Raw genomic sequence first — 14416 nt, 5'->3', positions numbered from 1 at the left:
CGCGTTTTGGGTTAACGCGGGAATTTTAAGTTTTATTCTCTTTTGTTTTTGAATTTTTTGTTTGCCTGCCACCTTATTTTTTTGGTTTTATCGAGTTAGTAAGCTCCTTTATCTGTTCAGATAGTTTTGCCATATTTCCTTCACTCTTTGTAAAGTAATAAGCGGCTCCACCGATTATTAACAGGACAATGAATCCAAGAGCGTAGAGCAGTAAGGAAGACTTTTCTTTTACAGTGTAGGTTGCGGTTTCTCCTCCAATTTCTACCGTGTAATTTCCTGGCACTTCTTTTGCTGTGTGCTCAAAGGTTACAGTGGTATTGTTCCCAACGCCCAGGGAAACATCTTTTGAGTCGCTTACGTTTCCGTTAATAAGCAATTTTACACTTTCGTTTCCTGCAGCATTGCCTGTATTTCCGACATCAACTGAGATTGTCGCATTCTTTCCTGCATTTACCTCTAAAGGCTTGATTACCAGGTTTGAGTATTTGAAGCTAGCTTCAAAGTCTTTTACTTTTTTATTTACTTCCTGGTCTTCGAATCCTTCCTTTGTTATGATCAATTCAAGATTGCCGCTTTTATCTGTCTTATAGGCAACTTTTCCGTTGGAATCTGTTTTACCGATCATTTTTCCGTCAATCGATACGTTTGCACTCTCAATTGGATCGCCACCGATTGCCTTGACAGCCTCAATGTTCAGGGTATCACCGACATAGACTGTTTCAGGTGAAACATTAACTGTCATTTTCTCTTTTGGAGCACTTACGTTAATATTTTTGCTTGCAGTTTCGTAATCATCTTTTTCTGCAGTTATCTTAAGGGTTCCTACGTTTTTAGCCGTATACTCAACAATACCATCTGCATTTGCTTCTCCAACATTACTTTCGTTAACCTTTACTGTGGCACCTTTTACAGGTTTATCACCAGCAGTTACTTCGATATTAAACGGATTGCCGACATAGATCTCATCAGGGACATCTATTTTCAGTGCATTGCTGGCATTCCCTCCGGTTTCAACTTCTACGAAGGGGTAGAACCTGAGAGTATCGTCATTAGCAGTCTTGAAACTGACATTACCCATGATCTCGGTGGTCTCATCCTTGCCAAGCCCGATATCATCATCATTTTCCATTGTAATGCCACTTTCAGAGACACTGGTGACCTTCATCTTGCCAAAAGTATCTCCATTATTGATTTCAGTGTATTTGTCCGAGAGCTGGAAGATACCCTGTACAACGACAGCAGAGGTTTCACTTCCTTGAAAAACCGTGCCGAAATGGACTATAATCAGAGGTACATTATCCGCTTTTCCAAGATCAGTTTTATAGACATAGTCATCGCCCGATTTGAGGAACGCCTCGTCTACTACACTACCATCTTTTTGGAGCTGAACCCATACACTTTTTCCATTAACATCTACTTCTTTGATATTCAAAGAATAACCATCTTCAAGGGTAAAGGCAGAACCTGAATTCATCGACTTTTTGTCGTCACTGTCTGTAAGGACTTTACACAGGATATTATTCGAAAGAAGACTCACATCATCAACAGCTCCATTAACAGAGCCATCAGTATACCCGTCAAAGTATTTGTCTGCCATGAAACCAACAACTGTGAAGTTGCCCCATTCGTTGTGTTCAAAATTCACAGCCTGAGGCTTTGATTTGTAGACAAGTTTCTCTGCAGGTATATCCCTATCTCCAAGCTCTTCTACTGTCAGATTTTCAGTCCCAATTCCTTCATCTATGTTGTAGTAGAAACCTTCAAAGTTAAAGGGCGTCCAGCTAGGGAGTGAGTCACCATTAATATCCTTGTCATAGACAGTCCCACGCAGTTCGTAGGTACCAGCTTCCGAGGTGTCAAGGATTGGGGCAAAGCGCAGTTTGCTGTCATCAGCTACCTGAATCTTTATTTTACCCATAAGGTCTACCGTCTCTCCCTCATCGAGTCCGATGCTATCATCATTCTCCATCTTTATCTCGTTGCTGCTCACGGAAGTTACTTCCATGTCGCCAAAGGTATCCCCATTATTGATTTCAGTGTATTTGTCCGAAATCTGGAAGAGACCCTGTATGAAGACAGCAGAGTTTTCACTTCCTTGAAAAACCGTGCCGATATGAGCAATGATTATGGGGACATCTTCTGCTTTTCCAAGATCAGTTTTATAGACATAGTCAGAGCCCGATTTGAGGAATGCTTCGTCTACTACATCACCATCTTTTTCAAGCTGGACCCAGACAGATTCTCCATTGACGTCGACTTCTACAATATTCAGGGAATATCCTTCTTCGAGGACAAGAGAATCTCCGGCGTTTGCTGATTTTTTATCGTTAGTGTCTATGAGAATCTTGGAAAGAACCCCATTAGAAATAGGGCTAATGTCATCTCCTATAACTGTGGAATTTTCAGTATAGCCTGCAAAGTATTTCTCTGCCATGAACCCGATTATCTGGTACGAACCCCATTTACTGTATTCAAAATCAGTTTCAGTAGGTTTTGTAGAGTACTCAATGTTTCCTGATTTTATGCTTCTACCTATATCTTTAATGGTCATCTCTTCTGAGGATACTCCGGAATCAAGGTCATAGTAGAAGCCTGAGTAACTCTGGGCAGTCCATGTGTAAGTTTCTGGCATCCCCTGTTCCCAGATCCTGTTCCCAGTTGAATTGTCTGCGGACCCGACGTTGACAGTCCATATTTTTGTCGACGAATTGTAAACGCCGTTGGGGTCACTGATCACTGCCTTGAGGGTATAATTCCCTGTACTATCTTTTTTAAAGTCATATGAAGAAGATGTTACACTTGTATCCTTTTTCTGTGATTCATCATTAACAAGCCAGTCAACATCAATATTCTGGCCGTCCGTGCTGGAGTTCACTTTGAAAGTTTTAGACACTCCTTTATCTACTGAAATAGTTCCTTCGGAGGGGTCAGCATTAACAGATAATCCTCCGGCCGTTGATACTGTCCATGTCCAGGATTTTGATTCTGCAGTGCCATTCTCGTTTTTTGCTTTTACTTCAACTGTATGCGTGCCCTTTGTTGCAGGATCGCTGGTAAATGATGACTTGTCTGAGGATGTTGTTCCTGTAACGTTTGTATTAACGGGGGTGCCATCAAAAGACCATGTTATATTTGAAGGCTGGCTAATAGTTGCAGTGAATGTTTTTGATTCTCCTACATTCGTTTTAACGCTTGAGTCCGAAGGGTCAGATAAAGTGATCACCGGTACATTTGATCCTCCGGTTACACTCCAGGTTCTGCTCTCTCCAGTTGACTGAACAGTCGCTTTGACATTGTATGTACCTTGCTTAACGGTGTGATTGAGGGTAGAGGTATTCGTTGCACTATCATACGATGTTTGGGGAACAGTGCTTCCATCAACCTGCCAGCTAATAGTTGCTGACTCGTTTGTTTTAACGCTAAAATCTAGAATGTCACCGACTATCCTGTTGACAGTCGAATTCTCTCCAGGCGCTATTATACTGGGAGCGGCATCTGCAGCTCCGCAAAATAGCCCTAGCACCAGAATTGCTGTAAATATCTGTAAACTAGTTTTTTTCATGTTCTATCCTTCTGAACCTTGTGCATAAATTATATTATTATAAATTTAATCAGTTTGGCCTCGAATTTGCTCGCTTTGCTTTTGTGAATTTTATTGGGGGTTCTCAGTCAAGAATTCTTTATTTCCATCTCTCATTCCAGGCTTTTGTTTTGTGGGGGGACTTAGTTTTAATCAGGAGGATCTATCAACAGTTTTGGCTTTTAGCTGCTGGTATCCCCGCTGTTCTATATTTGTAAGCTTGCATTCGGGGGATTCGAGTACGATACCCGCTTCATACTTTGTACATTCTCCTATAACGACTAAGTTACATATATTTTGTACTTTTTTGATCTTTTGCGGGTCAATTGTAATAAGAAGTTCAAAATCTCCGCCTGTATAAAGGGCAAATTCCCTCAGCTTGTCCGGGTTTGAAGCAAATTTCCGAACTTCCCTGAGTATGGGAAGGGCATTTTCCCGGATCCTGAAACCCACAAGGCTCTGCCTTGCAAGGTCGTAAAGGGACATTGCAAGGCCGTCACTCGTATCCATCATGGATGTGACTGCCCCGGACTCGGCCAGATTCCTGGCCTCTTTCGTACGCGGGACAGGCTCAAAAAGCGCCATCAGGACTGTTTCGCTCACCGGCTTTCTAGACTGAAGGGCTTCCAGAGCCGCTCCTGCCGACCCTGTATATCCCGTTACACAGACAAGGTCACCTGGCCTTGCTCCGCGCCGAAGAAGGAGCTGGCTTTTTTTCACCCTGCCAAGTGCCGTCCCTGTAATTGTCAGTTCTGCGTGGGTATCAAGATCGCCTCCGATAATCCCAGTTCCACAGAATTCAGCACACGCCTGCATACCTTTTGCAAGGGCTTCAACAAAAGTAATATCTGTATCTGCAGGCATCCCAATTGCCATAACAAGTCCTGTAGGTTCTGCACCCATGGCTGCAATGTCACTGAGATTTACAGCTGCTGACATCCAGCCCATTTGCCAGGGAGTCATCTCTTTCGGAAAATCGGTAGTCCTGTGCAGCATATCGGTAGTAACAACCAGGCAGTCTTCGCCTTTCAGGTCAAGGACGGCGCAGTCATCCAAACCGGCACCTATAAGGATTCCTTCCTGTCCTTTCTTACTGCCACTAGGTACTTTAAAAATCTCAGATAAAATGGAGATTAGAGCGCGTTCTCCAACTGAAGATACTTTTGTGTTTTTCATGGTTTTTTTGAAAAAGATAATTTTTGCTTTCTTTTCTATAGATAAATGAACTCTGTAAGCCAAAAAGCACTGAGTTCCTCTCCTTTATTTAATTTGTGTAACACGTAAGGTTATACAAAAATTTCTCCAGTTCTCACAGAGTCATTTTCGGTATTGGTCAACACATTTTTCTTAAAAATTCAACTTCTTTCCACGAGCATTGAATAAACAAATTTTCTCGAATAAGTTCCTTAAGGGCTTCACATTTGCTTTTTATCTCTAAGGATGTATAAGACTTTTGTAAACTTCAAATTCATTTGAACTTAAAATATGGTTTTCTATAGGATCTTAAAAGAGAATTACTTTACACTTCTTTATTTACACGTCAGACAAAAAGAGCTCAATGAGAAAAACCAAGTCTCTGTCAATAAAATACCAAATAAGATCAGACAAAATTAGGCGCTGGATTCTATCAGATTCTGTCATAAAGAATCAGAGATTACTTCTTCTCCGCTTTCTTTTGTTCTGATCCTCACATTTTCCAGAAAACTTTTTGCGATTTTACCGAGTTCATATAGTTCATCCCTTTCCAGAACCCGCAACTTTCTTAAATCTTCCTGCAAGCTATATTCCGGAATCCCCTGCTGTAATACATAGGTAAGTTCCCTATTTTTCATATGTTTAGAGATCCAGGCGGCTATACTGGCAATTTCCTGCGGACTCCCAATAAAGTCTCTGATTAACGTTGTTCGGAGCTCCATTTCCAGGCCACAGGAATCTACAATTTCGAGTGTTTTTATTACAGATGCAGTAATCTGTTCAGGAGCCTCTTTTACAGCCTCAGACTCTCCACAGCCCGTAACTTTTCCGTAAAGCTTGGGATCATCCGGGGGAGCTTTTATATCGATAAAAAATTTATCAACCAACTTTTGTTTAACCAGTTCGCTAACCATCTCAGGACAGCAGCCGTTTGTATGAATCCCAATTGCAAGCCTCATTTCTCTTGCAAATTCTGCAAGAGGCACAATTGCGTCCTGAATCAAAGGTTCCCCCCCAGAAAATACAACTGCACTCACAAAAGGTTTTGATTTTCTAATTTGTTCTTTCACGAAATCCAGTTCCACAGGGTTCGGCCCCTGGAGGTAAGGATGATTCTGGCAGTAGGGGCAGCGAAGAGGGCATCCCCGAAAAAAGATCGCGACTGCTGCTCTCCCTCTCCAGTCCACGGTCGAGAGTGAGACAGTACCTGCGTAGTTTACTTTCATGACCTACCATTCTCACACTTTAGTGTATAAAAAGGGTTGAGGAACTCTTACCTGAGTTCCCTCGTGTTGTATCGCTTTCTATCCAGAAGTTCCTGACGCTTGCCTTTGTTCCAGCCTTCTACCACCTGGAGGTATCCTGTGATTCTTGAGAGGTGCTCCACGTTTTCAGACTTACACTTCGGGCATTTGTCCAGTAACCCATCGGCTACATATCCTTCATCCTTGCATACGGTCATGTCTTTGGTAAATGCAAAGTAACCTGTCTGGGTGTTCTTTGATATATGCATCGCAAGCTCCTGCAGACCGTCAGGATCCGGCTGTCCTTCCCCAAGCCAGATATGCATGATATTTCCGCCGTCCACAATCGGGAAGAAAGTATGTTCGTACTTTATCCTTTCAGGCAGAGATATATCTGCACCGGGCGGGACATGAGTCCCGTTAGTATAGTAGATTGGCAGGTCATGCGTCTGATTCAACTCGCTTTTTGCGGCCTTCAAATCCCCTTTAATTGTAAACTCGGCCTTGCTGGCATACTCCTTATGCAGGAGGTCCGAGACTGCGAAGCGTTGAGCTGTAGTTTCCGCAGGCGTTCTTGCAAGAGCGATCTCCATACCGTTTTCTTTTGAAAGCGTTTGAGCGTGCATTTTCATTTCAAACATAGCCCTGATAGCAAGTTTATATGCAACAGGAGACTCATGGATCTGGTAGCCTGTATGGTACTGGACCATTTCATTGATCCCTACAACTCCGATAGTATAAACAAGACTTTCGAAATCCACTGCTATGGCCCCCTTTTCCTCGGTGTTCGGATCTTTGGGGCGCTGGGCTGCAAAGGGAATCCTGTTTTTCTTTATCAGGCTGTTCATCCATTTTCTCTTGATCTTGAAAACTTCCACACCCCGGTTCATCAGGGTCTTGAGCTCATTAAAGAGTTTTTCATCATCGTGTTCAGCCCTGTATGCGGCCCTTGGGCAGTTTAAAGACAGGACCATCCATGAGCCCATTGAAAAGTGTTTTCCGTTCTTGAAATGAAGTTTGTCATCGAACTCTTTATCATCGGTAGGGTTTGCAGAAAACTGATATGCGCAGCATTGATAACATGAAATACCTTCTCCTGCGCCCCTGTACTCCGGAAGCTGATTATCAAAGTAAGGAGTTCCGAATTTGGCAGCTAGCTCGAAGGTCATCCTGTACAGCTCTTTATAAGTCGGAAATTCAGGGTGAGCCCTGTTGAATTCTTCATCTTCTTCCATAAAGTCAGGTTCAATGGAAATTTCGGGCTTTGGGAAGCTGAAAGGTTTGCCCCAGGCATCTCCTTCAAGCATAACATCCATAAGCGCCTTGAACCCGAGACGTACTTCCTTTTCGAATTCTCCATAGGTTCTGAGAGGGGCCTGCTTGCCGTCCCAGACCTTACCCATAGCGACGATCGGAATGTTTTTCCAGAGCTTCGGGACCCCGGGAGAAAGCTGCACGGATGAAAAGACAGTCTGCCCGCCTCTTGCACACATCATCTGCATCATTTCATAGACGAACATCTGCATAAGCTGTTTTATCTCGGTTTCGGACTTGCCTTCAAGATAGGGAGCCATAAAAGTCAGAAAATTGTAAAAACCCTGTCCGCCTGCAAAATTGGTCTGAGCCGAGCCCATAGCTTTTACTGCATGAAGGAAAGCCACCTCGGCATTCTTCGCGGGCTTTGCCACGCTTGATTGGGTTCCTACTCCGTCAGGCATGAGTCCATAATAAAAAAAATAACGAAGATCCCAATCCTGGCAAAAAGGCCTTGTGCCCATATATTCAAGGTCATGGATATGGAAATCCCCGTTAAGGTGAAGGTCGGCAAGCTCTTTTGGCATCAGAAGGAGATTTTGCTCCTTGGACATTTTGTCGGCTTTTCTTTTATGTGAAGTTTCGGCATTGTTCAGCTGGTTTGCATTATCGTTCGCCTCAAAGCCGTATCCGGTATCGATTTCGTAGGCGTCGTAGACCGAAGCCCCAACCCTGGTCATAATATTTCTCCATTCAACATGCCCCCTGTCAAGCAGAATATTGTTTACGATTTCCCGGATAAGAGGACCTGAGAGAAACTTGAGATTCATCTTTTTAATGATCTTTTCTGCATCCTTCGCAATCTCAATGGCTTCTTCTTTTGTGATTGGGGGTTTGTTATAGAAAATTTCGCTTAACTTTGTTTCTTTCAGGAGCTGGTTTACAATGATGTTTCTGTCCCAGTTAAGAATGAAACCATCTGTCGTCCTTACCCTGGGGAGAGGGGACACGGACAGCCCGTCAAGGGTTTTTTGCACTGGCTGGTTGTCAGATAACTGGTCATCTTTGGGGAGAGAAGAGGCGGGCAACTCTTTAAACGTCTTTTGAATTGACTGGTTGTCAGATAACTGGTCATCGGGTAAGAGGATCTCGGCTGTCATTTTCTCATCTTCAGTAATTATTTTAATAATGGAATTAAATAATGAATTCACAGAAATATTCAATTTATTTTAATTTCAGATCTTTTTTATTACAGGATTTCCTTCATCACAGGATTTCCTGGATTTTTTCAGGGTTTACTTCTCCCCCACTGAAGAGTTCCTCGTGCGTAAGGAAAGTATCATTGATCTGTAAAACAGGCGCTGTCACTGTGAAGACTCCGTTGAAACGCAGTTCCGTTAGAGCTTCGGGAGTAGACATATCTGCTACCTCAAAAGCGACTGAGTGTGCCTCCAGGAAGTTTTTTAATTTATTGCATTTCGGACAGCGTTCCGTTGTATATATGATTATTTTTGCCATGCTTTACGTCCCTCTTATTTTACTCTAATTCTTAATCTGATTTTTAGTTACCGTTTCTTATGGGTTTCTTGTGAGGCCCTTATTTTTCTTTTTACATACTACGTTTCTTTCCATTGTTGCGGAGTGAGCGCGCAGGTACAGAGCGCGTTGCAGATAAAACAAAGCCCCACATGGGTTACCATTCCTCAGCTAACCCTTATAGTCCCTACAAATATTCCTTTCCAAATATCAGTCAGCAATATCGGAAAAGGGTGCAGCTTCTTAAAAGTACCCCCAGGATATCACTTTTTTCATCTACTGAGTGAAAATGACCTTTATTTTCAAGTAAATATTCTAAATGCTACATCACTTAATAATCGTTTTTCAACTCAGCTCTGGATACAATAGCACCTTTGTCTGAATACAATAACACCCTCGTTTTGTATTCAAAGATACTCTCTCTGTTACCAAATCTGATAACAAATTTAAGGATTCCTGTTTTTGAAAAACTGTCTTCTTTAAGAATATAATTCCAAGCACAGAAGGCTTTAAGAGATATCCACAGCCGATTTGGCGAGTACACGTACGGTTAACATGTATAAGGAATTATTCCTCAAAACCTTACTAAATATTATCAAAAGATTATTTCCGATATATCTCTGTCAAGTAAAAAAAAGGATGTGCTTTGTAGCAAAAAAACTATTGTTATAAGTAACGAAAACAAGTTATCAATCTATCTCTAATTCGTACTGACTTATTAAAAAATAAAAATATTGGGGTTAAGGTTAAGTTTTTATTTTTTTCGTTTGAGATGTGCTGTTATTTTTTCATAGATTTCTATTAAAATTTTTATTCCACTTGCTAATTCAAATAAAAGTTTTGCAAATTCCATAGCAATAGCTAAGCTGATCATGCTTCTCCTTATTTTCCTTATTTTAATTACTTTGGGAGTTTTTCTGACGACTCAGTTTTTAAAAAGATGTAGATAGCATTAGCTAAGTCTATGTTAATAATATGGCATCGACAGCTTTTTATGCCTCAAAACGATCATACTAGTTTGAAGTAAATAATGATGTTATCCACATCGTTCTATTAAGAGAAGAGCTTTATAGATTTTTGCGGAATCCATAAAGCTCAGTTTGCTTATTTATCACTAATCCTCCTTTCTCTATGTTTCTAAGTGATTTTTACTTAATTTTTAATCTATTTTTAGTTACCGTTTCTTATGGGTTTCTTGTGAGGCCCTTATTTTTCTTTTTACATACTACGTTTCTTTCCATTGTTTACGGAGTGAGCGCGCAGGTACAGAGCGAGTTGCAGATAAAACAAAGCCCCACATGGGTTACCATTCCTCAGCTAACCCTTATAGTCCCTACAAATATTCCTTTCCAAATATCAGTCAGCAATATCGGAAAAGGGTGCAGCTTCTTAAAAGTACCCCCAGGATATCACTTTTTTCATCTACTAAGTGAAAATGACCTTTATTTTCAAGTAAATATTCTAAATGCCATATCACTTAATAATCGTTTTTCAACTCAGGGCTGGGGACCCATATCTGAGCACTTCCTTTATATCCACTTTATCTTTTCTATTCCTCTTAGAAAATCTTTAATTTTCCTGATAAGGTTGAAAATTACAAAAAAACGTTATATCATGGGCCAGTTATATTTACCAAGCACAAAAAGAGGTGTCATTTCATAGAGAAATTATTATCTTCCGGCTGCAAGCCCCTTGACAAACTTCTGGGAGGAGGTTTCGAAAAAGGGATTGTGACTCAAATCTTCGGACCTGCAGGAACCGGGAAAACAAATATCTGCATCCAGCTTGCAGTGGAATGCGTAAAGCAAGGGCAGAGAGTCATCTTCATAGATACCGAGGGGCTTTCTCCTACTCGTTTCAAGCAAATTGCAGGGGAAAATGCAAAAGAAATAGCCAGGAGCATCATCATCTATGAACCCCTGAACTTTGAAGAGCAATATGCGGCCGTAAGGGAGGTGGAGAGAATAGCCAGTGAGAATATCGGTCTCGTGATCCTGGATTCTGCAACCTCATACTACAGGTTCGAGCTTGAAGACGATGAGACAGGCATGAAAAGCCGTAGAGAACTTGCCAGCCAGATAGGATTTTTGCATGCCCTTGCCCGAAAACATGGTTTTGCTGCAGTCATAACCAACCAAGTATATTCCGATATTACTTCAGGAGGGGTGCGCCCGCTTGGCGGTAGTTCCCTGGAACATATCTCAAAGGCGATTATCCAGCTTGAAAAAACCGGTGAAGGAACAAGGCGAGCCATTCTTTACAAACATCGGTCTTGTCCGGAAGGTTCGAGCGCGGAATTTAGAATTACAGCCGAAGGAATCCGCTAAACCGAATAAAAAATTAGGAAGAACGTTTTTAGAAAAGCCTTTTAAAAATTATTCTAAATAGAAAAACTTAAAACTCTCGGCCATCGAGGGTTTTAAGAAGTTAGTTTTCACAGAATCTCCCGCCAGGGTTTTAACGTTCTCGGGTTCCGGCTATAAACTCCTCAGTCCTCCGATGTGCCTCATCGTCAGGGTACTGAATGGCCGGATGCTTCATAAAATAAGAAGCAGGGGAATACAACACTCCTCCTATTCCGCGGTCAAGAGCCAGCTTGCAGCAGCGAATAGCATCAATTACCACACCTCCAGAATTAGGGGAGTCTTCTACGGAAAGCCGGAGTTCAAGGTTCATAGGCACATCTCCAAAAAGCCTACCTTCCATTCTCAGGAAGCAGACTTTGTTATCTTTCTGCCAGGCTACGTAATCGCTAGGTCCAATGTGAATATTGTCGTCCTCAAGCTTATGGGAAAGCACGGACTGGACAGCCTCGGTCTTTGATTCCTTTTTGGAAGCAAGCCTGTTCCTGTTGAGCATATTAAGGAAATCCGTGTTTCCACCAGTATTGAGCTGGTATGTTCTCTCGAGTTTTACGCCTCGTTTTTCGAAAAGGTCTGCAAGAATCCTGTGAGTAATAGTAGCCCCAAGCTGAGCTTTGATATCATCACCAATGATCGGAATATTCTTTTCCTCAAATCTTTTTGCCCATTCGGGGTTGCTTGCGATAAAAACAGGCATGTTATTTATAAAAGCAACACCTGCTTCAAGGGCACATTCCACATAAAAACGGACTGCTTCTTCAGAACCTACAGGCAGGTAATTGAGAAGCATATCGGCACCCGAGTTTTTAATTTCGTTAACGATATCAGCTTTTGTGGCTTCCTGTTCCTTGCTGACAACAAAAGTCTGACTTTCCTTATAGTTCTTCATATGGTCAGAGACTCCGTCGAGGACCCTGCCCATTTTAACCTTTACACCTGTGGACGGAACATCAGGACAAAAAACCGCTGTGCAGTTCGGGGGAGCAAATATGGCTTCAGAGACATCTTTTCCTACCTTTCTGGCATCAATGTCAAAGGCAGCAACAACTTTAATATCGCCGGGCTTATACCCACCAATTTCTCTGTGCATTAGTCCTATGGGTTCTTTATCTTCGATTTTATAGTACTCAATGCCCTGTATCAAAGAGCTTGCACAGTTCCCGATCCCTGCAATTGCTATTTTTATTTTTGTCATAAGCGCTTACTCTCCGATGAATACCCAGATTCTCATAAACCGCATTAATGAAATGACAGATCTCTTATAATTTATGAATCTACAGATTCAAGGATTTACGGATTCAAGGTCCATGAAGTTTAATAATTTATATTTCTGAAAATTACGACTTTCTGTATTTTAGCTATTGATTTTAAATCTTGTCTTATTTGCTCTGTTACTCTATAAATCTATTATATGTAAGTTTGCTTCTATGGAAAAAGAGATTGTTTTATTTATATTTCATGTATTACTTATTCTTTAAATAAAATTTTTATTATAAAAGCTGGCTGCCAGAATTTGATCTGCCGTATTTTTCTAGTTATTTTGAAGTTTAAGGATTCTTTAATTTAATTAATTTGTTTTTAGATTACTCGGATAGTGAAAGAGGAGAGTAGCGAGATGAGAGTAACGAGCCGTGTCAGTTGAATAGGTTTTTATCTTATGGGGAGCTTGAAAGAAAAACGGAAATTTTTCCGGCAGAATCTGACGCTTACATCGGAAAGTGATCTAATGAGGACAATTGACTGGAAGGAAGAGTCCAACTCCGTGATGCTGGTAGACCAGACCTTGCTCCCGAAAGAGTACAGGATAATAGAATGCAAAACCCTGAGTTCTCTCTGCGAGGCTATAAAATCCCTCAGGATAAGAGGTGCGCCTGCTCTCGGTGCAGCAGGAGGTTTCGGGATTGCCCTTGCAGCTTTCCTGAGTGAGGCCAGAGATCTCGAAACAATAATAAGAGACCTCAAGGTTGCGGGAAAAACCCTTAAATCAACTCGCCCTACGGCAGTAAATCTTAGCTGGGGGGTAGACAGAGTTCTGAGAGCAATTTCGGATGCCTTCGATGTTCAGGAGGTCCGGAACATTGCCCTTCAGGAAGCAAAGGACATTGCGGAAGAAGATGTAACCATCAACAAGTTAATAGGTAAATACGGGGCAAAACTCCTGAAGGATGGAGATACCATTCTTACGCACTGCAATGCAGGCAGGTTAGCCTGCGTGGACTGGGGCACAGCTCTCGGGGTTGTGCGTTCGGCTATTGCTGAAGGTAAAGAGATAAAGGTTATCGCCTGTGAGACCAGGCCGCTTAACCAGGGAAGCAGGATCACTGCATGGGAGCTCATGCAGGATAAGATTCCAGTAACCCTTATTTCGGATTCTATGGCTGGATGGGTAATGCAGCAGGGACTTGTAAACAACGTGCTTGTAGGAGCTGACAGGATTACCCAGGATGTCATTTTCAACAAAGTAGGTACCTATTCCCTCTCCATTCTTGCAAAAGAGCACGATATTCCCTTCTATGTGGCAGCCCCTATCTCTACTTTTGATTTCAATGGCTGGGAAGGCAGTGTAAAGATCGAAATGCGAGATCCGGATGAGTTGCGCTTTTTTGGTTCTGAGCAAATTGCTCCAAAAGACGTGGAAGTTTACAATCCTGCTTTTGACGCAACTCCAATGGAAAACGTAACTGCGGTAATCAGTGAGAAAGGAGTATTTTACCCGCCCTTCCTGCTGGACGAAGTACTTGTTTGAGAATTGCCTGTTTCAAGAGAGTGACAAATTCCTTTCAACTTTTTTGAGTCCTGGCTAGTAAGAAGTTTCTCTGCTGGATTTATATATCAGAACTGTAAATTATGTGATAATTACCAAATTTAAGAGGAAATTTAACAGTTATTTAATAGTTAATTACCAAATTTAATAGTTAAATAACAGTTATGTTAAATTTTCTAATTTTCAAATGTTAATTTCCAGATAATCTTTAATTGTCAGCCGGAAAACCTACTACAGGCGAGTGCAGGCAGTGAAATTTACGTTTTAATTAATGCGTTCACACAGGTGTTAACACATGGCTAAAAAATCAGGTTCGGGGCTCCAGTCCTCTGCGGGGCTCATGCGCTATTATGAAGCAGATAAAAATGCAGTTCAAATCCAGCCCAAGATAGTGCTTATTGTCGGTGCCATTACTGGCATTGCAATATTATTCTTAAGTGCTGTAAATGGTTTCTGGCCGTAATCGCAATTTTTTCGGCAG

Annotated in this window: 9 protein-coding genes; 3 read left to right on the top strand and 6 right to left on the bottom strand. The window is 41.7% G+C overall.

Annotated elements, in window-relative coordinates:
- Positions 1-73: 73 nt before the first annotated feature.
- The 5 genes from BP621_RS08515 to BP621_RS08495 all read right to left on the bottom strand — a co-directional run bounded on the left by BP621_RS08515 (position 74) and on the right by BP621_RS08495 (position 8790).
- Positions 74-3562 carry an S-layer protein domain-containing protein gene (locus tag BP621_RS08515; RefSeq protein WP_292389139.1) on the bottom strand — a complete coding sequence of 1163 codons (3489 nt, stop codon included), beginning with the start codon at positions 3560-3562 and terminating at the stop codon, positions 74-76.
- A gap of 171 nt (positions 3563-3733) precedes the next feature.
- Entirely contained in the window at positions 3734-4756 is a 1023-nt protein-coding gene (thiL, locus tag BP621_RS08510) for a thiamine-phosphate kinase (protein ID WP_292389138.1), read from the bottom strand.
- Positions 4757-5217: 461 nt separating this feature from the next.
- Positions 5218-6000 carry an anaerobic ribonucleoside-triphosphate reductase activating protein gene (locus BP621_RS08505; protein WP_292389137.1) on the bottom strand — a complete coding sequence of 261 codons (783 nt, stop codon included), beginning with the start codon at positions 5998-6000 and terminating at the stop codon, positions 5218-5220.
- A gap of 47 nt (positions 6001-6047) precedes the next feature.
- Positions 6048-8432 (bottom strand): anaerobic ribonucleoside-triphosphate reductase, encoded by a 2385-nt coding sequence (gene nrdD, locus BP621_RS08500; RefSeq protein ID WP_292389136.1) that lies wholly within the window; start codon positions 8430-8432, stop codon positions 6048-6050.
- Between the two features lie 106 nt (positions 8433-8538).
- Complete coding sequence (locus tag BP621_RS08495) at positions 8539-8790, bottom strand: glutaredoxin family protein (protein ID WP_048123380.1); 252 nt, start codon at positions 8788-8790, stop codon at positions 8539-8541.
- A 1676-nt stretch (positions 8791-10466) separates the two neighbouring features.
- Between BP621_RS08495 and radB the strand changes: the two genes are divergently transcribed.
- Positions 10467-11135, top strand: coding sequence for a DNA repair and recombination protein RadB (gene radB / locus BP621_RS08490; protein ID WP_394339294.1), 669 nt, complete (start codon positions 10467-10469; stop codon positions 11133-11135).
- A 130-nt stretch (positions 11136-11265) separates the two neighbouring features.
- Here radB and BP621_RS08485 read toward each other — a convergent pair whose 3' ends face one another.
- Entirely contained in the window at positions 11266-12366 is a 1101-nt protein-coding gene (locus BP621_RS08485) for an inositol-3-phosphate synthase (protein ID WP_292389135.1), read from the bottom strand.
- Positions 12367-12897: 531 nt separating this feature from the next.
- On the opposite strand from BP621_RS08485, the gene BP621_RS08480 reads away from it, so the two are divergent.
- Positions 12898-13917, top strand: a complete 1020-nt coding sequence (locus BP621_RS08480; protein ID WP_292389210.1) for an S-methyl-5-thioribose-1-phosphate isomerase — start codon at positions 12898-12900, stop codon at positions 13915-13917.
- Between the two features lie 313 nt (positions 13918-14230).
- Positions 14231-14398 (top strand): preprotein translocase subunit Sec61beta, encoded by a 168-nt coding sequence (locus tag BP621_RS08475; protein ID WP_292389134.1) that lies wholly within the window; start codon positions 14231-14233, stop codon positions 14396-14398.
- Positions 14399-14416 lie beyond the last annotated feature (18 nt).

This window comes from Methanosarcina sp. UBA5, from assembly GCF_002505485.1.
GTDB lineage: Archaea > Halobacteriota > Methanosarcinia > Methanosarcinales > Methanosarcinaceae > Methanosarcina.
This window is presented reverse-complemented; position numbering and strand designations above follow the sequence as displayed.